Source organism: Dietzia sp. Cai40, assembly GCF_014145165.1.
GTDB classification, from domain to species: Bacteria; Actinomycetota; Actinomycetes; order Mycobacteriales; family Mycobacteriaceae; genus Dietzia; species Dietzia natronolimnaea.
In genome coordinates this window covers 1-24,339 of the sequence record NZ_JAALEB010000227.1, presented here as the reverse complement: position 1 = coordinate 24,339, position 24,339 = coordinate 1, and the positions used below count along the sequence as shown (strand labels likewise).

Below are 24,339 nucleotides of genomic sequence, written 5' to 3'. Positions count from 1 at the left end.
GGGTGCGGGCGCGCCGGTCGGGGACGCCACGAACGGGGCCACCGTCCGCCCGGCGGAGGCGCGCGGAGCCGGCGGCACGACCGAGGTGCCGCAGACCAACACCCCGTCCACCCACACCGCGGCGGACAGCGATGTCGAGCGCCTCGACTCCCAGAAGCAACTGCTCAACGGCGTCGAGTACACCCTGCCGCCCGTCAGCCTGCTGACCGCGGGGGACCCGCCCAAGGCGCGCAGCGAGTCCAACGACCAGATGATCGACGCCATCCAGGGCGTCCTCGAGCAGTTCAAGATCGACGCCGCGGTCACCGGATTCACCCGCGGCCCGACGGTCACGCGCTACGAGGTCGAACTCGGCCCCGGCGTCAAGGTCGAGAAGATCACCGCCCTGCACCGCAACATCGCCTACGCGGTCGCCACGGACAACGTCCGTCTCCTCGCCCCGATCCCCGGCAAGTCCGCGGTCGGCATCGAGGTGCCCAACCTCGACCGCGAACTGGTGCGGCTGGCCGACGTGCTCACCGACCCCAAGACCGCCACCAAGCACAACCCGATGCTCATCGGACTGGGCAAGGACATCGAGGGCGACTTCGTCACCGCCGACCTGGCCAAGATGCCGCACCTCCTGGTGGCCGGCTCGACCGGTTCGGGTAAGTCCAGCTTCGTCAACTCGATGCTCGTGTCGTTGCTCACCCGCGCGACACCGGACGAGGTGCGCCTGATCCTCGTGGATCCCAAGATGGTCGAGCTGACGCCGTACGAGGGGATCCCACACCTGATCACCCCGATCATCACGCAGCCCAAGAAGGCGGCCGCCGCGCTGGCGTGGCTGGTCGAGGAGATGGAACAGCGCTACCAGGACATGAAGTCCACCCGCGTTCGCCACATCACCGACTTCAACGAGCGCGTGAAGTCGGGAGCCATCACGACGCCGCCCGGCAGCGAACGGGTGTACCGCCCGTATCCGTACATCGTCGCGGTGGTGGACGAACTCGCCGACCTCATGATGACCGCGCCCCGCGACATCGAGGACGCGATCGTCCGCATCACCCAGAAGGCCCGTGCGGCCGGCATCCACCTCGTCCTGGCCACGCAGCGGCCGTCCGTCGACGTGGTCACCGGCCTCATCAAGACCAACGTGCCGTCCCGCCTGGCGTTCGCCACGTCCTCGCTCACCGACTCCCGGGTCATCCTCGACCAGGCCGGGGCGGAGAAGCTCATCGGTATGGGCGACGGGCTCTTCATCCCGATGGGTGCCTCGCGTCCCATCCGTATGCAGGGTGCGTTCATCACCGACGAGGAGATCCACGAGGTCGTGGACTACGCCAAGAACCAGGCGGAGCCCGACTACGACGACACCGTCACCGCCGCCAAGGAGGAGTCCAAGAAGGACATCGACGGCGACATCGGGGACGACCTCGACGACCTGCTCGCGGCCGTCGAGCTCGTGGTCTCCAGCCAGTTCGGGTCCACCTCGATGCTGCAGCGCAAGCTCCGCGTCGGGTTCGCCAAGGCGGGTCGGCTCATGGACCTGATGGAGTCGCGCGACATCGTCGGACCCTCCGAGGGGTCCAAGGCACGCGACGTGCTGGTCAAGCCCGAGGAACTCGCCTCGGTGCTCTGGATGATCAAGGGCGGGGCCCCGCCGGAGGAGGATCCGGACGACGAGCCGGCCGAGCTCAGAGATCCGGCCGAGACCCCGGTGGGGTAGCGGCCGGGCGGGGTGCCTGTCAGGCGAGGGCGCCGAAAACCGGCTTCCACTCCCGGACCGTGACCTCCGCGACCATTCCGCGCAGGCAGTGGGGGTCGTCGCCCACGAGCGATCGTGCGGCCTCGTCGTCGTCGGCCTCCACCACCAGCAACGCCCCGGATCCGTCGACGAACGGTCCCACGGACCGGACGGACCCGTCGTCGACGCGGGCGGACAGCCACTCGCGGTGGGCGGGCTTGTTGGCCTCCCGCTCCTGGGTCTGGGCGTCGGAGTAGCGGTAGGTGACGGCGAAGAGCGGCATCGTGGATCTCCTGGGATCGGGGTCGGGGGTGCGTCGCGACCAAGGGTATTCCCGCCGTCCTCGCTAAGGTGAGGGGGTGACTGCTTCCACGCGCGAGAACGGACGCCGGACCGACGAGGTCCCCGTCCTCAACATCGCGAACGTCCTCACGGTGGTGAGGATCCTCCTGGTCCCCGTCTTCGTGGTCCTGTTCTTCGTCGCCGGCGCCCAGGATCCCTGGTGGCGGGTGGGGGCGTTCGTCGTCTTCGTGTTCGCGATGGCGACCGACTACGTGGACGGGTACCTCGCCCGGCGGCTGGGTCTGGTGACGGACTTCGGCAAGATCGCCGACCCGATCGCGGACAAGGCGCTCATGGCGGCGGCGATGATCTCGCTGTCCCTGGTCCACGAGCTGTTCTGGTGGGTGACGATCGTGATCCTCGTCCGCGAGGTGGGGATCACCCTCTGGCGTCTGTTCGGCGTCGACCACGTGGTGGCGGCCAGTAAGGGTGGCAAGCTCAAGACCGTGACCCAGACCCTGGGGCTGGGCATGCTGATCCTCCCGCTACCGCACTGGGTCTGGCCCGTCGAATGGGCCGTGATCGGCGTGGCGCTGGTCCTGACCGTCTACACGGGTATCGATTACCTGGTGAAGGCGCGTCAGGCCGCCAGGGCCGGGCACTGAGCCCCCCGGCCCGGGTTGCCATGACCTCCGCTGATCTCCCCGATCCGGGTGCCGCGGCCGCGGTGGCCGCACTCGGCGGGCGCGGGTGGACCCTGGCGACCGCCGAGTCGCTGACCGCGGGGATGCTCGCGGCCACGGTGGCGGGGGTTCCGGGGGCGAGCGCGGTGCTCCGGGGTGGCCTGGTTGTCTACGCCACCGATCTCAAGCACACTCTCGCGGGCGTTGCCGAGGAGGTTCTCCGGAGGCACGGGGCCGTGTCGGGGGAGACGGCGCGCGCGCTCGCCCTGGGGGCGGCGGAGCGATGCGGCGCCGACGTCGGTGTGGGTCTGACCGGTGTGGCGGGACCCGACCGCCAGGAGGGGAGGGCCGTGGGGACCGTTCACGTGGGGATCTGCGTGCCGGGAGTCGCGGCGCGGTCGACCGAGCTCTCCCTGGACGGCGGTCGAGCCGAGATCCGTCGGGCGGCCTGTGCCGCCGCCCTCGATCTGCTGGTGGGGATCGCCGACGAGGTCGGGAACGAATCGGCGACGTGAGGCGTTGTACCCCGTGATGCCGAACATCCAGATGACCACGCTGCCCCGACCGGACCACCGGAGCGGGCCCCCGCTGCTGCGGGAGACCCTCGGGACGGTGCTCCGCGGCCTGCGGGGCGATTCGGGGCGGACCCTGCGGGACGTCGCCGACGCCGCCCGGGTGAGTCCCGGGTACCTCTCCGAGATCGAACGTGGTCGCAAGGAGGCCTCGAGCGAGTTGCTCGCGTCCATCTCGGGTGCGCTCGACGTCTCGCTCGGCGAGATCCTCATCCGCGCGGCCCTCGAGGTCTCGCCCCCGGGTACCGTCTCGCTCCCGGGCACCGTCGCGGAGCCCGTCCTCGCGGCCTGAGCCCCACCCCGGCAACGCCCGGTGGTCGCCCCCCGACCTTGTTCGGTACCGTGGTACCGACCAGTCGTCCGAATCGGCAGAAGGACACTACGCAGCGATGGCCAATCCGTTCACCAAGGCATGGCGCTACCTCATGGCGTTGTTCGATTCGAAGATCGACGAGAATGCTGACCCCAAGGTCCAGATCCAGCAGGCCATCTCGGACGCGCAGCGGCAGCACCAGCAGCTGTCCCAGCAGGCGGCCGCCGTGATCGGCAACCAGCGGCAGCTGGAGATGAAGCTCAACCGCCAGCTCGCCGACATCGAGAAGCTGCAGGGCTCCACGCGGCAGGCACTGCAGATGTCCGAGCAGGCCCATCAGAACGGCGACACCCAGAAGGCGACCGAGTACGAGAACGCCGCGGAGGCCTTCGCCGCTCAGCTGGTCACCGCCGAGCAGAACGTCGAGGACCTCAAGGGACTCCACGACCAGTCGCTCCAGGCCGCGGCCCAGGCCAAGAAGGCCGTGGAGCAGAACGCGATGGTGCTCCAGCAGAAGGTGGCCGAACGGACCAAGCTGCTCAGCCAGCTGGAGCAGGCCAAGATGCAGGAGCAGGTCAGCGCGTCGCTGCAGTCCATGTCCGAGGTCTCGTCGGGCGGGAACACCCCGAACCTCGACCAGGTCCGCGACAAGATCGAGCGGCGGTACGCCAACGCCCTCGGGTCGGCGGAGCTCGCCCAGAACTCGGTTCAGGGCCGGATGCTCGAGGTCGAGCAGGCCTCGACCCAGATGGCCGGGCACAGCCGTCTCGAGCAGATCCGGGCGTCGATGAAGGCCGAGGGTGGTCAGCTCGGACAGGGGACCGGCTCTGCGTCCCAGCTCCCCCAGGGGCAGCCGCAGTCCGCCACCCCGCCTCAGCAGCAGGCGCAGACCGAACAGCAGTGAGTCGTCCGAGGACGGGCCGCCGGTGAACTATCCGGCGGCCCGTCCTCGTCCGTGGTGAAGGGGCACACGTGACACTGACCGAGTTCAGGGCCCGGACCGTCGAGGCCTTCGGGGACCTGCGGGCCGATCATCTCGTGAGGTCCCATCATCTGGCCGCGTTCGACGGGCGCACCGCCGACGAGGCCATCGACGCCGGTGCCTCCGTCAAGCAGGTCTGGTTGGCGCTGTGTTCGGAGTTCGAGGTTCCCGACTCATTACGCTGACCCCGTGGCGGCGTGTCGTTCGATCTCGAACACGCGTTCGTCTACACTCGGGTCATGTGATGACGGGATGGCCCGTCCACAGGGCGACATCCCTCCACAGTGAAGGGTTGCCGGGCTCGTGCAAGACGTATCTGTCGTACCCGACCCGTAGCGTCCGCGAGCGAGCAGACCACACAGACCGTCCGGCACGACACCGGAGGTCGAGCACGAACGGAGAGCATCATGGCCCCCAAGACCACCGCCAAGTCAGGTACCAGGACGGGCGTGGCCCAGAACCGCGAACAGGCGCTGGAGTTGGCGCTCGCGCAGATCGACAAGACCTACGGCAAGGGGTCGGTCATGCGGCTCGGGGACGACACCCGGCCGCCGGTCCAGGTCATCCCGTCCGGTGCCCTGTCCCTCGACGTGGCACTCGGGATCGGCGGGTTCCCACGGGGCCGCGTCGTGGAGATCTACGGTCCGGAGTCGTCCGGCAAGACGACCGTCGCGCTGCACGCGGTGGCCAACGCGCAGGCCGCCGGCGGGATCGCCGCGTTCATCGACGCGGAGCACGCGTTGGATCCGGAGTACGCCCGCAAGCTCGGCGTGGACACGGACAACCTCATCGTCTCCCAGCCGGACACCGGTGAGCAGGCGCTCGAGATCGCCGACATGCTGGTCAGGTCGGGGTCCATCGACATCCTGGTGGTCGACTCCGTCGCGGCGTTGGTGCCGCGGGCGGAGATCGAGGGCGAGATGGGCGACAGCCACGTGGGCTTGCAGGCGCGACTGATGAGCCAGGCGCTCCGCAAGATGACGGGTGCGCTGCACAACACCAACACCACCGCGATCTTCATCAACCAGCTGCGCGAGAAGATCGGGGTGATGTTCGGCTCGCCCGAGACCACCACGGGCGGTAAGGCGCTCAAGTTCTACGCCTCCGTCCGCCTGGACGTGCGCCGGATCGAGACCCTCAAGGACGGCGCGGATGCGGTGGGTAACCGCACCAAGGTCAAGGTCGTCAAGAACAAGATCGCGCCGCCGTTCAAGATCGCGGAGTTCGACATCCTCTACGGCGAGGGCATCAGTCGCGAGGGATCGCTCATCGACATGGGCGTGGAGAACGGCTTCGTCAAGAAGTCGGGTTCCTGGTTCACCTACGGGGCGGACCAGTTGGGTCAGGGCAAGGAGAACGCCCGCCGGTACCTCAAGGAGAACCCCTCGGTCCGCGACGAGATCGAGCGCAAGATCCTCGACAAGCTCAACATCGGGGCGGGTGCGGAGATCGCGGAGATCGAGGCGGAGTCCGACGAGGACGCGCCCATCGACGTGGTGCCCGTCGAGTTCTGATGAGCGTGCAGGACCCGCGTGCGGCCGAGCGGGGGCAGGGTGTCGACGCGTACGACCTGCGCACCGCGATCGCGGCGGTGGAGGCCAGGCCGTCAAGCAGTTCGGACCTGCCTCCGTTGGCCCCCGAGGCCCACGAGGCCGCGACGGCGGCTCTCCGGCTTCTGCGCCACCGGCCACGGAGCCGACACGAACTGCGGGAGCGGCTTCTGGGTAAGGAGCATGCGCCGGATGCGGTGGACGAGGCCCTGGACAGGGTCCGCGCCTGGGGTCTGCTCGATGACGCGGACTTCGCCTCGGAATGGGTCAGGGGTCGGCGGCGTCGACGCGGACGGTCGCGGGGTGCACTCGAACGCGAGCTGCGCGAGAAGGGCGTCGCCGAGGTGCATATCGCGGGGGCGGTGGCCGGCATCGACGAGGCCGATGACCGACAGCAGGCCACCGACCTCGTGCGCGCGCGGCTCAGCCGCAGCCCGGTCGACCCCGGTCCCGGGGCGGATCTCCAGGGAGAACGGCGCAGGCTGGTGGCGTTCCTCGCCCGCCGGGGCTATCCGACGGGGTTGGCGATGACGGTGGTCGATGCCGAATTGGCGGCCCAGGTGTCGCCCTGAGTACCCTGGCCTGCGTGGATTCTCTCGTGACCGACCTGCAGGCGACGGCCGGAGACACCGGTGTCGAGCGCGTCGAGGGGCGCACGTACCAGGTGCGGACCTTCGGGTGCCAGATGAACGTCCATGACTCCGAGCGGCTCTCGGGCGTGCTCGACGCGGCCGGGTACGTGCCGTTCGAGGGGGAGGCCGATCCCGCCCGGGGCGATCTTCCGGACCTCGTGGTGTTCAACACGTGCGCGGTCCGCGAGAACGCGGACAACCGCCTGTACGGCACGCTCGGCCACCTGCGGCCGTGGAAGGACGCCAATCCCCGACTGCAGATCGCGGTCGGCGGATGCCTGGCACAGAAGGACAAGGACGTCGTGGTCTCACGGGCCCCGTGGGTCGACGTCGTCTTCGGTACCCACAATCTCGGGCATCTGCCCACCCTGCTCCAGCGCTCCCGGCACAACGAGCGGGCCGAGGTGGAGATCGCCGACTCGCTCCAGCACTTCCCCTCGACCCTTCCCGCCACCCGGGAGTCCGCCTACGCCGGCTGGGTCTCGGTCTCCGTCGGCTGCAACAACACCTGCACGTTCTGCATCGTCCCGTCCCTCCGCGGCAAGGAGGTGGACCGGAGACCCGGTGAGGTCCTCGCCGAGATGAAGGCACTGGCGGATGAGGGTGTCCTGGAGGTCACCCTGCTCGGACAGAACGTCAACGCCTACGGGCGGTCGTTCCACGATCCCGCCGAACCATCCGACAGGGGCGCCTTCGCGAAGTTGCTGCGCGCCGCCGGTCGGGTCGAGGGCATCGAGCGGATCCGGTTCACCTCACCACATCCCGCGGAGTTCACCGACGACGTGATCGAGGCGATGGCCGACACCCCCGCCGTGTGCCCGCAGCTTCACATGCCCCTGCAGTCCGGCTCGGACCGTGTCCTGCGCGCGATGCGCCGTTCGTACCGGTCGGAGCGCTTTCTGGGCATCCTGGACAGGGTGCGGGCCGCGATGCCGCACGCGGCCATCACCACGGACATCATCGTCGGATTCCCCGGGGAGACCGAGGAGGACTTCCAGGCCACCCTCGACGTCGTGGAGAAGGCGCGGTTCACGAGCGCGTTCACCTTCCAGTACTCACCGCGACCGGGGACTCCGGCGGCGACGATGACCGACCAGATACCCAAGTCCGTCGTGCAGGAGCGCTACGAGAGGCTGATCGACCTGCAGGAGCGGATCACCCTCGAGGAGAACCGGAAGCAGGTCGGTCGCGAGGTCGAGCTGCTCGTCACCGCCGACCAGGGCCGGAAGGACGCCGCCACCGCCCGGATGACCGGCAGGGCCCGGGACGGCCGTCTGGTGCACTTCGCCCCGGTGGGGGAGCACGCCGGGCGGATCCGACCCGGCGACGTGGTCACCACCCGGATCAGCTCGGCCGCCCCGCACCATCTGCTCGCCGACGACGGCGTGCTGACCTGTCGGGCCACCAGGGCGGGTGACCGGCACGAGGCCGGTGAGAAGCCGGAGACCCCCCCGATTGGCGTGGGGCTCGGACTGCCCACGCTGCGACGTGATGCCCTCGCCTCCGACACCACCCAGAAGGGATGCCTCACGTGAACACCGCTGACCGCCCGGACCCCATCCAGGGGATCATGGAATCCAGCAGGACCGTGGATTCGGAGTTCCGACGCAGGGACAGGATGTTGGGCCACACCCTCGTCATCGGCAGGGCCTATCTGGCGTCGGCGTTGCTGATCGTGTTGCTCGCCGCCGCTCTCGCGCTTCCCCACAGCGACGGGGTGCGTGGACTGGACGTGCTCTTCTTCACCGAGGCGGCCCGGGACCAACAGACCTCGCTGCCCTCCCACGTGTTCGTCCTGCTCTACTCGGCCGGCGCCATCCTGTTCGGCGCCGTCATGATCATCACCCAGAAGTGGTGGGCGGCGGGGATCGCCTGGGGCGCCAGTTGCGTGGCCACGGTGTACGGGATGCTGGCGATCTGGCTGCGCCAGTCCGGACGGGGACCGAACCCCGACTTCCAGGACTTCGGCGCCCCCGGGATCGGCTTGTACGTCAGCGTGATCCTGGTGCTGCTGCTGGTGATGACCCTGGCCGGCGTGCTGTGGGCGCGCACCCCCGAACAGCGCGAGCTCGAGGACTCCGTCCGCCACCGCGACTGAACCGGGTCGCCGCACCCGTCGGACCCACCCCGTGCAGCAGGGCCCCACCGTGTCGGTGGGGCCCTGTCGGCGTGATCAGCGGGTGTCGACCGCGTTCTCGGCGGCCTCGGCCCATTCCTTCCACTGCATGGCCTGCGCGCGGGCCTTCTCGGCGTCCTTCGACTTGCCCGCCGCGTCGGCCTTCGCGGCCTGTGCCTCGAAATCGTCCACCCGCACCCAGAACTGGGCGGCGCGGGCCTTGGCCTCGGGGTCGGTACGCCGCCATTCGGCGTCGGCCGCGTCGGAGACGGACTTCTCCAGGGCGCGGATCCGTCCCTCGAGCTGCCCCATCCTCTCCCGCGGGACCTTGCCGATCTCCTCCCAGCGGGTCTGTAGCTCCCGTAGCGCGGCACGGGCCGCGTCGAGGCCCTTGTCCGGGTCGATCCGGGCCGAGAACTCGGTGAGCAGCGCCTCCTTGGCGTCCGCATTGCCCTCGAACTCCGCGTCACGCTCGGCGGCCGCGGCGTGGCGGGCGTCGAAGAACGTGTCCTGGGCCGCCTTGAAGCGCTTCCACAGGGCGTCGTCGGCCTCGCGGGGAGCGCGGCCCGCGGCTTTCCACTCGTCCATGAGGCGCCTGAACGCGGTGGCCGTGTCGTTCCAGTCGGTCGAGGCCGAGATGGCTTCGGCTCGTTCGACCAGCTCCTCCTTCACCCGCTTGACGGAGGCGCGGGTGCGGTCGAGTTCCGCGAAGTGGGAACCACGGCGCCGGTTGAACGCCTCGCGGGCCTTGGAGAAGCGCTTCCACAGTGCGTCGTCGGTCTTGCGGTCGATGCCGCGAATGGTCTTCCACTCGTCGAGGATCTCCCTGAGGCGATCGCCGGCGGCCTTCCACTGGGTGGACGACTCACCGATCTCCTCCGCCTCGACGGCCAGCGCCTCCTTGCGGGCGATCGCGGTGGCGCGCTCCTCGTCCTTGCGCTGGCGCGCCTCGACCTCGACAGCGCCGGAGCGCTCGACCACGGTGGCGAGTCGGGTCGCGAGGGCGTCGAGATCTCCCACGGCCGCAGCGGAGGGGAGCTGCTCGGCGAGGGCCTCGGCGGAGGCCCGGGTCTTTCGCGCGTCCTGTGGGTGCGAGTCGAGTCGCGCCTCGAGGAGTGAGACCTCCGCGACCAGGTCGTCGTACCGGAGGCCGAAGTGGGCCAGACCTTCCTCGGGTGCACCCGCCTGCCAGGAGCCGACCTGGCGTTCGCCCTCGGAGGTCCTGACGAACACGGCGCCGGAGTCGTCGACCCGACCCCATTCGGACGGGTCCGACGCCCGGACGATGCGCGACTCGGGGGCCGCCACCGCTCGCGGTGCCACCTTCCGGGCCAGTGCTGCGGGGGACGGCGCACCGGGACGCGGGCCCGGGGTCGGCGTGGGGGTCGGTGCGGACGTTCCGGGGTTCGCCTCCCCGGGGGTGGTCGGTGACTGGTCGCTCATCTGGTCCTCGTTTCGTTCTGCCGCGTGACACGGCACCATCGCCGGGATCCCACCGGTCGTCGCCTCGCCGGCCCGGTGAGGGGGCGGCATCCCCCTAGTGTGTACCAACCGCCGCCCGGGCGCCGGGGTATCCCCAGCGAGTCCGACAGAGTCCCGGGAGGGCGCTCCCGCGGAGGTCAGTAAGGTGCTCGGTGTGAGCACCCCTGTCGTCCTGGTCCCCGGCGCGCCGGTTCTGGTGCCCGAACTGTCCGGAGAGGCGGCCGCGGAGACCGCCGGCCAGGTCGACGCCGCGCTGGATCTGCTCAGGACGGCGTCGTCCGGCCTCGAGAGGGTGCTCGTGCTCGGCTCGGACCCCGAGGGGCGGACGATGGGTGACGTCCGTTCCTCGCTGTCGAGGTGGGGGGCGGCGGTCCGGGTCGGGCGTTCCGAGGCGGTGGAAGCCGAGTACGACGATGTCCCCGACGCGGCCCTGATCGCATGGTGGCTGCTCGACCGCGCCGGGATCGACCAGCCCCGGTCGTTCGCGGGCGTCACCGGCGGTGGACGGGTCTCTCGGCCCCCCGGGCGCGACACCCTCGTGGTCGTCGTGGGGGACGGTCCCGCCTCCCTCACCCCCCGGGCACCCGTGCCCGAGGACCCGCGTGGTGTCGCCCTCGACTCGGAGCTCACCGAGTGGCTGCGGCGCGGTGGCCCGCTGCCCGATCCCGGTGACGCGGTGGCGGAGGCCGTGGGGTGGTGGAGCCGGCCCGCGTGGCTCGGGCTGGCCGGGCTGGTCGGGGAGAGGTCTGCGGTGGAGTCGGTGTCCTGGGCGCCGTTCGGTGTGGGGTATCACTGCGCTCGCTGGGATCTCTCGTCGTCGTCGGATTCCCCGGGTCAGTGGGGTCACGGGTGAGCGGCCCCGCACCGGTCGCGGTGGTGGGCCCGACCGGCACCGGGAAGTCCGACCTCGCCCTCGATCTGGCGCAGCGGCTGGGCGGGGAGGTGGTCAATTGTGACGCCATGCAGCAGTACCGCGGCATGGACATCGGTACCGCGAAGCTCCCGCCGTCCCTCCGACGTGGCATCCCGCACCACAGGCTCGACGTCCTCGAGGTGACCGAGACCGCGAGCGTCGCCGACTTCCGTCGCGAGGCCGAGCGCGAGATCGCGGAGATCCGGGAGCGCGGGAACGTGCCGATCCTGTGCGGAGGATCGATGATGTACATCCAGGCCCTGGTCGACGGCTGGTCCATCCCCGACACGGATCCCGCGGTCCGGGCGCGCTACGAACGGCGCCTCGAGGAGATCGGGGTCCGGGCGTTGCACGCCGAGCTCGCCCGCGCGGACCCCGAGGCCGCTCGGACCATCCTGCCGACCGATCCCCGCCGGACTGTTCGGGCACTGGAGGTGGTGGAGCTGACCGGTCAGCCGTTCTCCGCCTCGAGACCGACCATCGGCGCACCTCGGTGGGGCACGCGGCTGCTCGGCCTACGGTGCGCGCTTCCCGAGCTCGATGACCGGCTGGACGCCCGTACCGGGCGCATGTTCGCCGACGGGCTGATCGACGAGGTGCGTGGGCTCGTCGGGCTCGGACTGCTCGAGGGCGTGACGGCCCGGCGGGCCATCGGGTACGCGCAGGTTCTCGACGAGATGGACGACGAGCTGGGGATCGACGACGAGGGGGTGGCCCGCGCCCGGGAGCGCACGGTGATCGGCACCCGCCGGTACGTGCGCAGGCAGCGGTCGTGGTTCGGGCGTGATCACCGCATCAGGTGGATCGACACCGACACCCGCCAGGTCGACGGCACGCCCCGCGGTGGACGGACCCCTGTGGAGACAGCACTCGAGCTCCTCGGTGAGGCTCCGCGATGAGCGCCTCGAACCCCGGCCGCACCCGCGTCCAGTCGGTCGACCGGGCGTTCGCCCTCCTCGACTCGTTGGCCCGGCGGGGCGGCCGCGCGTCCCTCGGGGAGCTGTGCGCCGACACGGGTCTGGCCGCGGCCACCGTCCACCGGCTGTGCGGGACGCTCGCCGAGTCGGGTCACCTCCGCCGGGACGCGCGCCGCGACTATCTGCTCGGCCCCCGATTGCAGCGGATCGGCGAGGTCGCGGGGAGGGCGACGTGGTCGTGGGCCCAGCCGGTGCTCGCGGCCGTGGTCGACGGGACCGGCGAGACCGCCAACCTCGCCGTTCGTGAGGGGGACGGTGTCGTGTACCTCGCCCAGGTCCCGTCGCCGCACTCGATGCGGATGTTCACCGAGGTGGGCCGTCGGGTGCACGTGCACTGCACGGCGGTGGGGAAGGCGTTGGTCGCCCGGGACGACGACGACGAGGTCCGCGCGATGCTGGAACGGACCGGCATGCCCGGGTACACGGATGCCACCATCGTCGACCCGGACCGGTTGTTGGACGAGCTCGCCCGCGTACGCAGGGTGGGGTTCGCCACCGACGAGTCGGAACAGGAGGAGGGCGTCCGCTGTGTCGCGATCACGGTGGGGGTCGGGGACGCCGCGGTCGCGGTGTCCGCGTCGGGGCCCGAGGCGAGGTTCACCGAGGAGCGCCGCGACGCCGCCGTCGGGGTCCTCAGGGCGGCCGTCGCGGACCTGCACCCCTGACGCGGAAGGATCCGCTACCTCGGCCCGGGATCCGCTACCCCTGTGGGGAAGCGGATCCCGGTGTGCGGGCAGCGGATCCTTCCGGGCTTCGCGGCGGGGCCGTTCTACAGCCCGTTGGCGGCCTTGAACTCGCGGCGGCGACGGTGCAGGATCGGCTCGGTGTAGCCCGAGGGCTGCCCGGTCCCCTCGAGGATGAGCTCGCGGGCGGCCTGCCAGGCGATCGACGAGTCGAAGTCCGGCGCCATGTTCCGGTATGCCTCGTCACCGGCGTTCTGCTGGTCGACGATCTCCGCCATCCGGCGCAACGAGTCCTCGACGTCCTCGGCCGTGATGATGTCGTGACGGATCCAGTTGGCGAGCATCTGCGAGGAGATCCGCAGGGTGGCGCGGTCCTCCATCAGGTTGACGTCGTGGATGTCCGGCACCTTCGAGACGCCGATGCCCTGTTCGACCCACCGGACGACATAACCGAGGATGGTCTGGCACGAGTTGTCGACCTCCTCCTTCTTCTCGGCGTCGGTCCAGTTCGTGTCGGTCGCGAGGGGGACGCTGAGGATGTCGTCGACGCTCGCGCGCGGTCCGCCGGCGAGGAGTTCCTCCTGTCGGGACATCACGTTCACCCGGTGGTAGTGGGTCGCGTGGAGGGTCGCGCCGGTCGGCGACGGCACCCACGCGGTGTTGGCGCCGGCCCTCGGCTGCCCGATCTTCTCGGCGAGCATCTCGGCCATGAGGTCGGTCTTGGCCCACATGCCCTTCCCGATCTGCGCGCGACCGCGCAGACCGCAGGCCAGGCCGGTGTCGACGTTGAAGTCCTCGTAGGCGGTCATCCAGCGGGCGGACTTCATCTCACCCTTGCGGATCATTGGGCCGGCCTCCATGGAGGTGTGGATCTCGTCCCCGGTCCGGTCGAGGAAGCCGGTATTGATGAAGACGACGCGATCGGTGGCCTCGGCGATGCAGGCGGCGAGGTTGACCGAGGTGCGCCGCTCCTCGTCCATGATGCCCACCTTGAGGGTGTTCTCCGGCAGACCGAGGAGCGCCTCGACCCGGCCGAACAGCTCGGTGGTGAAGGCCACCTCGGCCGGGCCGTGCTGCTTGGGCTTGACGATGTAGATGGACCCGGTGCGGCTGTTGCCGCGCTCGTTGCCCGGCGCGATGCCGTGCATGCCCGCCAGCGAGGTGATCAGGGCGTCGAGGATGCCCTCGGGCAACTCGTTCCCGTCCGCGTCGAGGACCGCGGGGGTGGTCATGAGATGCCCCACATTGCGGACGAAGAGCATCGAGCGGCCGTGGAGCCGGACCTCGCCGGATCCGTCGGGCGCGGTGAAGACCCGGTCGTCGTGGAGGACGCGGGTGAAGGTCTTGTCGCCCTTGCTGATCTCCTCGGAGAGGTCGCCCTTCATCAGACCCAGCCAGTTGCGGTAGCCGTGGGTCTTGTCCTCGGCGTCGACGGCCGCGACGGAGTCCTCGAAGTCCATGATGGTGGAGACGGCGGACTCCAGGACAACGTCCTTGACGCCGGCGGAGTCGGTCGATCCGATCGGTGAGTCGGCGTCGATCTGGACCTCCACGTGAAGGCCGTTGTTGCGCAGGAGGACCGAGGTCGGGGCGGCGCCGTCGCCCAGGTAGCCGACGAACTGTGCGGGATCGGCGAGGCCTGTCGTCGCCCCGTCGGCGAGTGTCACCTGCAGTCGGCCGTCCACCACGGTGTAGCCCGTGGTGCCGACGTGACTGCCGGAGTCGAGCGGCGCGGCGTCGTCGAGGAACTCGCGGGCCCAGGCGATGACGCGGTCCCCGCGGACCTTGTTGTAGGAGGACCCCTGCTCGGCCCCACCGGACTCCGGGATCGCGTCGGTGCCGTAGAGCGCGTCGTACAACGAACCCCACCGGGCGTTGGCGGCGTTGATCGCGAAACGCGCGTTCATGATCGGCACGACCAACTGGGGGCCCGCGACCGTGGCGATCTCGTCGTCCACGTTCTGGGTGCTGACCTGAACGGAGTCCGGCTCCGGGACCAGGTAGCCGATCTCCTGCAGGAACGCACGGTAGGTGGCCGGGTCGATCGGGGCGGGGTTCTCGTGGTGCCAGGAGTCGATCCTCGACTGCAGGTCGTCGCGGACGGCGAGCAGCTCGCGGTTGCGCGGGGCCAGGTCGGTGAAGATCTCGGAGACTCCCGCCCAGAACGCGTCGGGATCGACCCCGGTGCCCGGGATCGCCTGGGTGTTGACGAAGTCGTACAGGACCTCGTCGACCTGGACGTCGCCGACGGTGATGCGTTCGGACATCGATGCTCTCCTCACATAGGGACCGTTCTCGCCTCCGACTGTAGTGCCCCCCTGCCGAGGGATCATCCGGGTTTTCCGCAGCGTGGAACGGCGGTCGGATTGGCTAGGATCTGATGGCATGACACCCGCGCCCCCGACCGCCACTCTCGACGGCCTCGCCTTTATCAAGGGGCACGGAACGCTCAACGACTTCGTGGTCCTGCCCGACGACCACGCGGAGGTGGACCTCGACGAGGACCTGGTGCGCGCCGTCTGCGACAGACGGGCCGGCCTCGGCGCCGACGGGGTGCTGCGCATCGCCACCGCGGGTGCACTGGTCGACCAGGGCGTCCTCGCCGTCCTCCCGGAGGGCGTCGACGCCGCGGACTGGTTCATGGACTACCGGAACGCAGACGGATCGATCGCGGAGATGTGCGGGAACGGGGTCAGGGTGTTCGCCCACGCCCTGGTGGCGACCGGCAGGGTCGGGGCCGGCCGGATCCCCGTGGGCACACGATCCGGTCCTCGGCCCGCCGATATTCTGATCCATGACGGTGACCAGGCCGTGGTCCGTGTGGACATGGGCGAGCCCCGGCTTTTCGGGGTCTCGTCCGTGGAGCTCGGTGGCCGGGTGTACGCCGGACTCGCCGTCGACATGGGTAACCCCCACCTCGCGTGCGTGGTCCCGGGCCTGGGGGCCGACGGGTTGCGCGAACTGCCGGTGCACGAGGCGCCCGAGTTCGACACCGGCTTCTTCCCCGCCGGCGTCAACGTGGAGATCGCCACCCCGCTCACCGACGGTCGGGTGTCGATGCGCGTCCACGAGCGAGGATCCGGGGAGACGATGTCCTGCGGCACCGGAATCGTCGCCACGGCCGTCGCGGCCCTCGCCGACGCCGGACAGGCCACCGGTGACGTGGTGGTGTCCGTTCCCGGGGGAGAGGTCGCGGTGGCCCTGACCGGCGTGGGTTCCACTCTGACGGGGCCGTCCGTGATCGTCGCCGAGGGGCGGTACCGGCGACCGCTACCCGCGCGCCGCACGGAGGCGTCCCGACCGGAATTGTGAGATGATGCCGGTGAATGACTATCGATGACACCGCCCCTGACCGGGCCACACGAGACCATGACCCTTCGGTCGGAGAATTCCAGCTCGAGGAGCGCTCCTCGCTGCGCCGGGTCGTCGGGTTGTCGACCGAACTCCAGGACGTCAACGACGCCGAGTACCGCCAACTCCGCCTCGAGCGGGTCGTGCTGGTCGGGGTCTGGACCGAGGGCACCGCCGCCCAGGCGGAGGCCGCGATGGCCGAGTTGGCACAGCTCGCCGAGACCGCAGGCTCCGAGGTCTGCGACGCGCTGATCCAGCGCCGCGACAAGCCGGACCCCGCCACCTACATCGGTTCGGGGAAGGCCAAGACCCTGAAGGACGTGATCACCGCGACGGGGGCGGACACGGTGATCTGCGACGGCGAGCTCACGCCGGGTCAGCTCATCGCGCTCGAGAAGGTCGTCAACGTCAAGGTGATCGACCGCACCGCGCTGATCCTCGACATCTTCGCCCAACACGCGACCAGCCGTGAGGGTAAGGCCCAGGTGTCCTTGGCGCAGATGGAGTACATGCTCCCGCGACTGCGTGGCTGGGGTGAGGCACTCTCCCGGCAGGCGGGTGGCCGGGCGGGCAGCAACGGAGGCGTCGGACTCCGTGGTCCCGGTGAGACCAAGATCGAGACGGACCGCCGCCGAATCAGGGAGCGCACGGCGAGGCTGCGCCGTGAGATCAAGGGCATGAAGCAGGCCCGGGACACCAAGCGGCATCGCCGTCGCGCCACCCCGGTGCCGTCGATCGCGATCGCCGGGTACACCAACGCCGGGAAGTCGAGCCTGCTCAACCGCTTGACCGGTGCGGGCGTACTGGTCCAGAACGCTCTGTTCGCCACGCTGGACCCCACCACGCGGCGGGCCGAGCTCCCCGACGGGCGGGTCGTGGTCTTCACAGATACGGTCGGATTCGTCCGACACCTCCCGACCCAGCTCGTCGAGGCGTTCCGCTCGACGTTGGAGGAGGTCGTGGACTCCGAGTTGCTCCTGCACGTCGTCGACGGATCGGACGCCTTCCCCCTGCGCCAGATCGAGGCCGTCCGCACCGTCATCAACGACGTCGTGGAAGAGCAGAAGGCCGAGAGGCCCCGCGAACTCGTGGTGATCAACAAGGTCGACGTCGCTGACCCGGTGGTGTTGACGGAACTGCACCACGCCCTGCCGGACGCGGTCTTCGTCTCGGCGGCGACGGGTGAGGGGTTCGACGAGCTCCTCGACCGAATAATGCGGGTGGTCGCCTCCGGGGACACGGAGGTCACACTCGAGATCCCGTTCACCCGGGGTGATGTGGTCTCCCGTGTCCACGCGGAGGGCGCCGTGGTGGACGAGGATCACACGAAGGACGGCACGAGGATCGTGGTCCGGCTTCCGGCCTCCGTGGCCGGAGAGCTCGGGGAGTATCGGGTCCCCGGATCCCGTGACGGTGTCGCCTGACCCCGTCGACGGATCAGGCGACACTCGGATCCGGCCGGCTCAGAGCTTGCGGAAGACCGTGACGACCTTTCCGAGGATCGTCGCGTGCTCCCCGGGAATCGGACTGAACGACGGGTTGTGGGGCAGGAGCCACACCCCGCTCGAATCCCGGCGGAAAGTCTTGACCGTGGCCTCCCCGTCGATCATCGCCGCCACGATCTCGCCGTTGTCCGCGACGTTCTGACGGCGCACCACCACGTAGTCCCCGTCACAGATCGCGGCGTCGATCATCGACTCGCCGACCACTCTGAGCATGAACAGGTCCCCGGAACCCACCAGGTCGGAGGGGAGGGGGAAGACCTCCTCCACCGCCTGCTCGGCGAGGATCGGACCGCCGGCCGCGATCCGCCCCAGGACAGGGACGTAGACGGGTTCCACGGCCCCGCTGGGACGCGTCTCCTGCTGGACGGGCGCGCGACGACCTCGGGACCGCTGCCCCGGGACGCCGTGGACGTCGACCGCCCGCGGCTTGTGCGGATCACGGGTCAGGAAGCCCTTCTTCTCCAACGTCCGCAACTGGTGGGCCACCGAGGAGGTCGACTGCAGACCGACGGCGTCACCGATCTCTCGGATGCTCGGGGGATAGCCCCGGTCCTTGACCGTGTCGTGGATGTGCAACAGAACGCTCTTCTGGCGGGTCGTCAGGGCCTCGAAGTCGGGCTTGGGCATGTGGGGGTCCCTTCGGCGAATGGGTGTTCGACGTCGCTATCTGTGTACACCCTACTGCCCGTCGGACGTGAGCGCCACACAGGTGTTCGAAGAAATGTCGCCACGAATGTCGACTCTGTCGGACCCGCGTGATACAACTCTAGGCAGGTTCGGGTTCGAACAGATGTGCACAACAAGGCACACGGGCGTGCGAATGAGGTTCGCACACCGTATCGAGTTGGGAGTTCTCATGACCGTTATGGAGATGCAGCCACGATCGCGTCCCTCCGTGCCCTGGACGGAGGTCTGCGTGACCGATCACGACCGGCCCGTTTCGTCCAGGGTGCGTCCCCGCCCTGATGCCGGGGCCCGTCCCGTCATCCGCACGCTCGACCGGGGGCGCCAGACGGCCACGCGGTCGGTGGCGCCCGGACGGCGAGTGCTCGTCCGCCCCGCGTCCGCGGAAAGGGTCAGGGCATGCGGTAGCGAGGCGAGGTCGAGTGCGCCGGTGGTGGACGATGTGCCGACGTGGGCTCTGGTGGCCTGTGGAATCGTCTTCGGAATCCTGATGCTGCTCGCATTGGCACTCCTGGGCGGGCCCGCCTACGCGTGACCCACGGTATCGCCTCCTAGAATGGACCCGGGACGGCGGCCCGTCGCCCCCGCACCGCCGTCGGCTCCGGCCGGCGGAGCGGTTCGGACCAGGTCGACGAATGGCGAAGCTGGAATGTACTGCCCCATATGTCACCACGAGGACTCACGGGTGATCGACTCGCGGTCGGTCGACGAAGGGCAGGCGATCCGGCGTCGACGCGAGTGCCCCGACTGCGGACACCGGTTCACCACCCTCGAGACCCCGTTGTTGACCGTCCTCAAGCGCAACGGTGTGACGGAGCGTTTCAGCCGCGACAAAGTGGTCCGCGGTGTGCGACGCGCGTGCCAGGGGAGGTCGGTCGACGAGGACGCGCTCCGGCGGCTCGCGCAGCAGGTCGAAGACGCTGTCCGGGCCGGCGGCGCCTCAGAGGTCCCCGCTCACGAGATCGGGCTGGCGATCCTGGGGCCTCTACAAGATCTGGACGAGGTCGCGTATCTGCGATTCGCCTCCGTGTACAAACAATTCAGTTCCGCTGCGGATTTCGAGAGCGAGATCATCGCCCTTCGCGAACGGCACGCTGCTCACTAGTCCCGGTCGTCTCCGCGTCGCACCGGGATCGGCTCCTGTGTACGGGCGGTGTGAGGGCTCAACGCGCGTTCCGCCGGGAGAGCGCGGCGGCGACCGCCTTCTCGATCCTCTCGGCGGAGACCGGGCGCGCGGTACCCAGAGACTGCGCGAAGAGGCCGACACGGTATTCGGCCAACATCCACCGGAGATCCCGGGCTGCCCGCGCCCCACCCGGTCGTCGGCGGAGCGCCGCCGTCGCCTCCGCGACAGTGGCCTCCGACTTCTCCAACCGGGCGGCGAGCTCCCGGTACCTCGACGGTGACTTCTCCGCGAGGTCCAGCCTGAGGTCGATCGCCCTCACGTGGCGTTCCAGTTGCGGGAGGACCTCCGCCGGGTGTCGGGCGAGGAATCCCTTTCCCACGAGGAAGTCCAGAGCGGGCCTGACGTCGTCCGCGAGGTCGCGTGGTACCTGGTCCAGCCGGGCGGAGACCGACTGCGCGGCGACCAACGCCGGAAGGGCGGCGGAGATCGAGGCCGTGATGGCGGCCGGCGCCTCGGATCGCGCGCGCGCTCGCAACTCGTCGAAGTCGTGCACGGTGAGTACCGGCTCTCCTCTGCGTCCGGCGATCAGCCGCCCGCACGCCGCCAGCGCCGCGTCCGAGACCAGTCCATCGGCACCCCCGTGGGGATACTGGGTGAGCGCGAGGCGTTGCTCGACCGGACGACCCCGGACTATCGATGCCGCCGAGATCAGGTCCGCTGAGATCAGGGTCAGTACCGCTGTCGTCTGCGCGGCTCGACGTTCCGTCTCTGTGGCGCAGGCGATCCGGTGGATGCCGTCGGGGCGGACCTGCAGGGCCGGGTAGACCGTCACCTCCACACCGTCGACCGTGCCGGTGATCGAGGGCGACAGGTCCCCGATCGTGTCCGCGGTCCACGCCCGATGAGGTCCGTCATCGGGGACGAGTCTGGAGTTGAGCGTGGCACGGACCTTGTCCACCAACCGACTGCGTAGTGCTCCCAGGTCCGTACCGGCCGCGACGACCTCGTCACCGTCGACCACCTCGAAACGCATGCGGAGATGGTCGGGGAGCTGTTCCGGGTGGAACTCGCGGGGCTCGACGGTCGTGCCTATGCGGGCCGAGAGCGCGGCGGCGAGCGCCACCGGGAGCGGTGCCGACCGCGGGGCGAGGTCACCGGCCAGCAGTGCCGCGTACTCGGCGGGCGGGGAACACAGACGCCTCAGGTACTTGGGGAGCGTCCGGAGCATCTCCGTGTACAGCTCCTCGCGCAGGCCGGGGACGAGCCACTCGAAGCCGGACGTCGCGACCGAGGACAGCTGGGGGAGAGGGATCCGCACGGTGATGCCGTCGGAGTCGACCCCCGGGTCGAACGAGTATCTGAGCTCGAAGTCCCGCTCGCCCTGGCGCCAGATCGGCGGGAACTCGGAGGCGGCCGGGGCGGTGTCCGACGTGCGGATCTGCTCGGGGCGAAGACGCAGACGATCCGGGTCCTCCCGGCCCTGCTTACGCCACCACGATTCCAGGTGGCGGCCGGAGGTGATGTCCTCGGGGAGCCGCTCGAGGTAGAACCCGACCAGGGTGTCGTCGTCGATGACGAGGTCGCGGCGTCTACTGCGGGTCTCCAGCTCCCGCGCCTGTTCCACGGCCACGGCGTTCTCCATGATCACCGGGATGCGGGTGGTCCATCGTCCCTCGACGATCCCGTGCCGGACGAGCATCTCCCGCGCGAGCGGTGCGTCGACCCTGGAGAGGAGGATGCGACGCGCCTCGACCACGGGCAGCCCCAGGAGCAGCACCTTCTCGTAGGCCATCGCCGCGCCCTGGGCGTCGGACCAGTGCGGCTCTGAGTACTGGGTGCGGACGAGATGCCCCCCGAGTAGTTCGATCCAGACCGGATCGATGCGCGCGACGTCCCGGGCCCACAGTCGGGAGGTCTCGACCAACTCGGAGGCCATGATCCATCGCGGCGGCTTGCGGGCGAGATCGGAACCGGGGAACACCTGGAAGCGGATACCGCGGGTGCCGCGGAACTCCCTGGTGTCCTCGTCCTTCATCCCGACGTTGGTGAGCAGTCCGGAGAGGATCGCCTTGTGGAGGTCGTCCTCCGCGGCGTGACCGGACGGTGGATGCCAGCCCCGCTCGCGGCACATGCTGGTCAACTGGGCGGTGAGGTCCTGCCACTCGCGGATCCGCAACCAGTGCAGGTACTCGGCCTTGCACATTTTCCGGAACGCGCTGCCGGAGAGCTCGCGCCGCTGTTCGGTGAGGTAGCGCCACAGGTTGAGGTAGCCCAGGAAGTCGGAGGACTTGTCTGCGAAGCGCCGGTGGAGCTGGTCCGCCTTGTCGCGCTCCTCGGCGGGCCTCTCGCGGACATCCTGCACGGTCAGGGCCGCGACCACGACCAGGACATCCCCCAGGGCGCCGTTTCGGTGGCCCTCCACGACCATCCGGGCCAGGCGCGGGTCGAGCGGGAGGGACGCCATGTCGCGGCCCACCCTGGTCAGGTGCGGGTGTTCGTCGTCGTCGGTCCGGAGCGCCCCGAGCTCGGTGAGCAACGTCATGCCGTCTCGGACGGCCTTGCGGTCGGGTGGTTCGACGAACGGGAAGTCGTCCACGGCACCCAGGTCGAGATCGGCCATCGACAGGATGACCGACGCCAGGTTGGTGCGCAGGATCTCCGGGTCGGTGAACTCCGGCCGGGAGTCGAAGTCGTCCTCCGAGTACAGACGGATGCAGATGCCGTCGGCGACGCGGCCGCAGCGGCCGGCGCGCTGTGCGGCGGAGGCCTGCGAGATCGGCTCGATCGGCAGCCTCTGGACCTTGGTGCGGGTCGAATAGCGGGAGATCCGGGCGAGGCCGGTGTCCACGACGTAGCGGATCCCCGGGACCGTCACCGAGGTCTCCGCGATGTTGGTCGACAGGACCACGCGCCGGGTCGAATGCTGACGGAAGGCCCGTTGCTGCTCGGCGGAGGTGAGTCGGGCGAAAAGCGGAAAGATCTCGGTGCTCTTGAATTTCCGCCCCCGGAGCACCTCCTCGGCGTCGCGGATCTCGCGTTCGCCGGAGAGGAAGACGAGTACGTCGCCGTCACCCTCGGCCAGGAGCTCGCCGACCGCATCGGCGAGCGCGTCCAGGGGGTCGAGGTCGATGGTCCGGTCCGCGTGGTCGACCTGGAGCGGCCGGTACCGGATCTCCACGGGGAAGGTGCGACCGGAGACCTCGATGACAGGGGCGGGATGGCCCGCCGGATCCGCGAAGTGGCGGGCGAAGCGGTCGGGGTCGATCGTGGCGGAGGTGATGATGAGTTTGAGGTCCGGCCGCCGGGGCAGGATCTGCCGGAGGTAGCCGAGCAGGAAGTCGATGTTGAGGCTGCGTTCGTGGGCCTCGTCGATGATGATCGTGTCGTAGGCGCGCAGCAGCCTGTCCCGTCGGATCTCGGCGAGCAGTATCCCGTCGGTCATCAGTTTGACCGCGGTGTCGGCACCGGTACGGTCGTCGAAGCGCACGGCCGACCCCACCAGCCGGCCGGTCTCCACCCCCAGTTCCTCGGCGATGCGCTCGGCGACGGACCGGGCCGCCAGCCTGCGGGGCTGGGTGTGGCCGATCATCCCGCGCACGCCGCGGCCGAGTTCCAGACAGATCTTGGGGATCTGGGTGGTCTTCCCGGATCCGGTCTCGCCGGCGATCACCACGACCTGGTTGTCGCGGATCGCCGCCGCGATCTCGTCCTTACGGGCGCTGACCGGCAGTTGTTCCGGATACTCCGGGGTCGGAACCGACTCCGCACGCCGACGCAGACGAGCGGCGGCGGCGTCGATCTGCCCGCCCAGGTCGTCCAACTGGTCGGCGCGGGCCCTGCGGATCCGCGACCGGAACCGGTGGGCGTCGAGGATGCCGACGTCGTCGAGCCGGACCAGGAGATCGTGCCGGGCCCGGCGCAGTTCGGGGGCGGGCGCGGGAGACGTCGACATGGTGTCCGCCAGGGTATCGGGACCCGGTGTGGGGATCGATCCGGGTGTCAGGCCGTGCCACCCTCCCGGCGGGACTGGATGCGGGTGTAGCGCTGGTGCAGTCGCTCCCGGATCTCCTCCGGCTCGTACGACTGCCGCCGGCGTTCGGTCCGTGCGGCGAGGATCCCGGTGGCGGCCACTCCGACCACCCCGGCCGCGCCGACCATCTTGAGCCACTGCCGTCCGCGGGGTGCCATGGCGTCAAGGGTAGATCCTCTCGCCGGGGCACCTGGCAGGATCGCACCATGAGTCTCGACACCGTCCCGCTGGCCGCCGCGGCCCACCGCACCCGGACCGGGGACCTGTGGTTGTTCCGTGGGCGCACGACCGCCGACCGGCTGATCCAGACCCTGACCAATTCCCCCGTGAACCACGTGGGGGTGGCGGTGGTCCTCGACGACCTGCCCCCGCTGCTCTGGCACGCGGAGATGGGCCGGGCGTTGACCGACGTGTGGACGGGGCGTCGGCAACGGGGCGTCCAACTCCACGACCTCGAGGCGGCGGTGCGCCAGTGGACCGGTCCCTACGGACAACGTGCGTGGTTCCGCCAGATCTCCCCGGAGACCGGGTCCCCGCAGGAGGACGCGCTCCTGGAGACGATCGCCCGCCTGAACGGCGTGTCGTTCCCGTCTGCGGGGCGGCTGACCGCCCGGTGGGCCCGGGGCCGGTGGGCGGGCCGGGGACGCCACACACTCGATCGCGACTCCGATACGGGGCCGGGAGCGGGACGGGGCGGCAGTGCCGGAGGGAGCGGCGGTGCCGGAGCCCCGG

Annotated in this window: 23 protein-coding genes; 17 read left to right on the top strand and 6 right to left on the bottom strand. The window is 70.0% G+C overall.

From position 1 onward, the window contains the following. Positions 1–1,708 (top strand): DNA translocase FtsK (locus G6022_RS09635; RefSeq protein WP_241731138.1); only part of this gene is annotated, 1,708 nt, incomplete at its 5' end. A gap of 19 nt (positions 1,709–1,727) precedes the next feature. Here the strand turns inward: G6022_RS09635 and G6022_RS09630 are convergent. Beyond that, on the bottom strand, positions 1,728–2,009 hold the full coding sequence (locus G6022_RS09630) for a YciI family protein (protein WP_182639107.1): 282 nt from the start codon (positions 2,007–2,009) through the stop codon (positions 1,728–1,730). A gap of 76 nt (positions 2,010–2,085) precedes the next feature. Between G6022_RS09630 and pgsA the strand changes: the two genes are divergently transcribed. From pgsA to G6022_RS09585, 9 genes are all read left to right on the top strand, one after another. After that, on the top strand, positions 2,086–2,673 hold the full coding sequence (gene pgsA / locus G6022_RS09625; RefSeq protein WP_182639109.1) for a CDP-diacylglycerol--glycerol-3-phosphate 3-phosphatidyltransferase: 588 nt from the start codon (positions 2,086–2,088) through the stop codon (positions 2,671–2,673). A 20-nt stretch (positions 2,674–2,693) separates the two neighbouring features. Next, on the top strand, positions 2,694–3,206 hold the full coding sequence (locus G6022_RS09620; protein ID WP_182657663.1) for a nicotinamide-nucleotide amidohydrolase family protein: 513 nt from the start codon (positions 2,694–2,696) through the stop codon (positions 3,204–3,206). Between the two features lie 16 nt (positions 3,207–3,222). Next, on the top strand, positions 3,223–3,555 hold the full coding sequence (locus G6022_RS09615) for a helix-turn-helix transcriptional regulator (RefSeq protein WP_179526252.1): 333 nt from the start codon (positions 3,223–3,225) through the stop codon (positions 3,553–3,555). A 97-nt stretch (positions 3,556–3,652) separates the two neighbouring features. Further along, the gene (locus tag G6022_RS09610; RefSeq protein ID WP_179525419.1) at positions 3,653–4,480 is read left to right on the top strand and encodes a PspA/IM30 family protein; all 828 of its coding nucleotides are present in this window, start codon (positions 3,653–3,655) and stop codon (positions 4,478–4,480) included. A gap of 68 nt (positions 4,481–4,548) precedes the next feature. Further along, on the top strand, positions 4,549–4,743 hold the full coding sequence (locus tag G6022_RS09605; protein WP_179525418.1) for a DUF3046 domain-containing protein: 195 nt from the start codon (positions 4,549–4,551) through the stop codon (positions 4,741–4,743). 222 nt (positions 4,744–4,965) lie between these two features. Continuing rightward, positions 4,966–6,072, top strand: coding sequence for a recombinase RecA (gene recA, locus G6022_RS09600; protein ID WP_182638791.1), 1,107 nt, complete (start codon positions 4,966–4,968; stop codon positions 6,070–6,072). Then, positions 6,072–6,680, top strand: coding sequence for a regulatory protein RecX (locus tag G6022_RS09595; RefSeq protein ID WP_182638793.1), 609 nt, complete (start codon positions 6,072–6,074; stop codon positions 6,678–6,680). Before recA ends, G6022_RS09595 begins: the two co-directional genes overlap by 1 nt. Before the next feature lie 26 nt (positions 6,681–6,706). Continuing rightward, positions 6,707–8,275 carry a tRNA (N6-isopentenyl adenosine(37)-C2)-methylthiotransferase MiaB gene (gene miaB, locus G6022_RS09590; RefSeq protein WP_179526251.1) on the top strand — a complete coding sequence of 523 codons (1,569 nt, stop codon included), beginning with the start codon at positions 6,707–6,709 and terminating at the stop codon, positions 8,273–8,275. Further along, positions 8,263–8,838 carry a hypothetical protein gene (locus G6022_RS09585; RefSeq protein WP_179525415.1) on the top strand — a complete coding sequence of 192 codons (576 nt, stop codon included), beginning with the start codon at positions 8,263–8,265 and terminating at the stop codon, positions 8,836–8,838. The genes miaB and G6022_RS09585 overlap by 13 nt, the downstream gene beginning before the upstream one ends. Positions 8,839–8,913: 75 nt before the next feature. Here G6022_RS09585 and G6022_RS09580 read toward each other — a convergent pair whose 3' ends face one another. Then, positions 8,914–10,299, bottom strand: a complete 1,386-nt coding sequence (locus tag G6022_RS09580; protein ID WP_182638794.1) for a DUF349 domain-containing protein — start codon at positions 10,297–10,299, stop codon at positions 8,914–8,916. 193 nt (positions 10,300–10,492) lie between these two features. On the opposite strand from G6022_RS09580, the gene G6022_RS09575 reads away from it, so the two are divergent. The 3 genes from G6022_RS09575 to G6022_RS09565 are packed head-to-tail and all read left to right on the top strand — an operon-like array spanning position 10,493 to position 12,893. Next, on the top strand, positions 10,493–11,191 hold the full coding sequence (locus G6022_RS09575; RefSeq protein WP_182638796.1) for a hypothetical protein: 699 nt from the start codon (positions 10,493–10,495) through the stop codon (positions 11,189–11,191). After that, complete coding sequence (miaA, locus tag G6022_RS09570) at positions 11,188–12,150, top strand: tRNA (adenosine(37)-N6)-dimethylallyltransferase MiaA (protein ID WP_179525412.1); 963 nt, start codon at positions 11,188–11,190, stop codon at positions 12,148–12,150. Before G6022_RS09575 ends, miaA begins: the two co-directional genes overlap by 4 nt. Continuing rightward, positions 12,147–12,893 carry an IclR family transcriptional regulator gene (locus G6022_RS09565; RefSeq protein ID WP_179525411.1) on the top strand — a complete coding sequence of 249 codons (747 nt, stop codon included), beginning with the start codon at positions 12,147–12,149 and terminating at the stop codon, positions 12,891–12,893. Before miaA ends, G6022_RS09565 begins: the two co-directional genes overlap by 4 nt. Positions 12,894–12,997: 104 nt before the next feature. Here G6022_RS09565 and G6022_RS09560 read toward each other — a convergent pair whose 3' ends face one another. Beyond that, positions 12,998–15,178, bottom strand: coding sequence for a malate synthase G (locus tag G6022_RS09560; RefSeq protein ID WP_179525410.1), 2,181 nt, complete (start codon positions 15,176–15,178; stop codon positions 12,998–13,000). A gap of 118 nt (positions 15,179–15,296) precedes the next feature. Between G6022_RS09560 and dapF the strand changes: the two genes are divergently transcribed. After that, a complete protein-coding gene (gene dapF / locus G6022_RS09555; RefSeq protein ID WP_182610347.1) occupies positions 15,297–16,223 on the top strand; it encodes a diaminopimelate epimerase in 927 nt (308 codons plus the stop codon). A 14-nt stretch (positions 16,224–16,237) separates the two neighbouring features. Next, the gene (gene hflX, locus G6022_RS09550; RefSeq protein ID WP_179525408.1) at positions 16,238–17,686 is read left to right on the top strand and encodes a GTPase HflX; all 1,449 of its coding nucleotides are present in this window, start codon (positions 16,238–16,240) and stop codon (positions 17,684–17,686) included. A 39-nt stretch (positions 17,687–17,725) separates the two neighbouring features. Here hflX and lexA read toward each other — a convergent pair whose 3' ends face one another. Next, positions 17,726–18,394 carry a transcriptional repressor LexA gene (gene lexA, locus G6022_RS09545; RefSeq protein WP_182638534.1) on the bottom strand — a complete coding sequence of 223 codons (669 nt, stop codon included), beginning with the start codon at positions 18,392–18,394 and terminating at the stop codon, positions 17,726–17,728. Positions 18,395–19,100: 706 nt separating this feature from the next. On the opposite strand from lexA, the gene nrdR reads away from it, so the two are divergent. Then, entirely contained in the window at positions 19,101–19,556 is a 456-nt protein-coding gene (gene nrdR / locus G6022_RS09540) for a transcriptional regulator NrdR (RefSeq protein ID WP_179525405.1), read from the top strand. A gap of 58 nt (positions 19,557–19,614) precedes the next feature. On the opposite strand, the gene hrpA is transcribed toward nrdR, so the two are convergent. Both hrpA and G6022_RS09530 read right to left on the bottom strand, forming a co-directional pair. After that, positions 19,615–23,529, bottom strand: coding sequence for an ATP-dependent RNA helicase HrpA (gene hrpA / locus G6022_RS09535; protein WP_182638535.1), 3,915 nt, complete (start codon positions 23,527–23,529; stop codon positions 19,615–19,617). Positions 23,530–23,576: 47 nt separating this feature from the next. Further along, entirely contained in the window at positions 23,577–23,765 is a 189-nt protein-coding gene (locus tag G6022_RS09530) for a hypothetical protein (protein ID WP_179525403.1), read from the bottom strand. Positions 23,766–23,813: 48 nt separating this feature from the next. On the opposite strand from G6022_RS09530, the gene G6022_RS09525 reads away from it, so the two are divergent. Beyond that, positions 23,814–24,339 (top strand): hypothetical protein (locus tag G6022_RS09525; RefSeq protein WP_206682370.1); only part of this gene is annotated, 526 nt, incomplete at its 3' end.

Excerpts from the sequence above, each read along its gene's own strand:
- G6022_RS09560 (WP_179525410.1), bottom strand. The coding sequence starts at position 15,178 with ATGTCCGAACGCATCACCGTCGGCGACGTCCAGGTCGACGAGGTCCTG.
- G6022_RS09595 (WP_182638793.1), top strand. The coding sequence starts at position 6,072 with ATGAGCGTGCAGGACCCGCGTGCGGCCGAGCGGGGGCAGGGTGTCGAC.
- G6022_RS09615 (WP_179526252.1), top strand. The coding sequence starts at position 3,223 with ATGCCGAACATCCAGATGACCACGCTGCCCCGACCGGACCACCGGAGC.
- lexA (WP_182638534.1), bottom strand. The coding sequence starts at position 18,394 with ATGCCCAAGCCCGACTTCGAGGCCCTGACGACCCGCCAGAAGAGCGTT.
- dapF (WP_182610347.1), top strand. The coding sequence starts at position 15,297 with ATGACACCCGCGCCCCCGACCGCCACTCTCGACGGCCTCGCCTTTATC.
- G6022_RS09630 (WP_182639107.1), bottom strand. The coding sequence starts at position 2,009 with ATGCCGCTCTTCGCCGTCACCTACCGCTACTCCGACGCCCAGACCCAG.
- hrpA (WP_182638535.1), bottom strand. The coding sequence starts at position 23,529 with ATGTCGACGTCTCCCGCGCCCGCCCCCGAACTGCGCCGGGCCCGGCAC.
- hflX (WP_179525408.1), top strand. The coding sequence starts at position 16,238 with ATGACTATCGATGACACCGCCCCTGACCGGGCCACACGAGACCATGAC.
- G6022_RS09565 (WP_179525411.1), top strand. The coding sequence starts at position 12,147 with ATGAGCGCCTCGAACCCCGGCCGCACCCGCGTCCAGTCGGTCGACCGG.
- G6022_RS09580 (WP_182638794.1), bottom strand. The coding sequence starts at position 10,299 with ATGAGCGACCAGTCACCGACCACCCCCGGGGAGGCGAACCCCGGAACG.
- recA (WP_182638791.1), top strand. The coding sequence starts at position 4,966 with ATGGCCCCCAAGACCACCGCCAAGTCAGGTACCAGGACGGGCGTGGCC.
- G6022_RS09610 (WP_179525419.1), top strand. The coding sequence starts at position 3,653 with ATGGCCAATCCGTTCACCAAGGCATGGCGCTACCTCATGGCGTTGTTC.
- G6022_RS09620 (WP_182657663.1), top strand. The coding sequence starts at position 2,694 with ATGACCTCCGCTGATCTCCCCGATCCGGGTGCCGCGGCCGCGGTGGCC.
- G6022_RS09530 (WP_179525403.1), bottom strand. The coding sequence starts at position 23,765 with ATGGCACCCCGCGGACGGCAGTGGCTCAAGATGGTCGGCGCGGCCGGG.
- G6022_RS09585 (WP_179525415.1), top strand. The coding sequence starts at position 8,263 with ATGCCTCACGTGAACACCGCTGACCGCCCGGACCCCATCCAGGGGATC.
- nrdR (WP_179525405.1), top strand. The coding sequence starts at position 19,101 with ATGTACTGCCCCATATGTCACCACGAGGACTCACGGGTGATCGACTCG.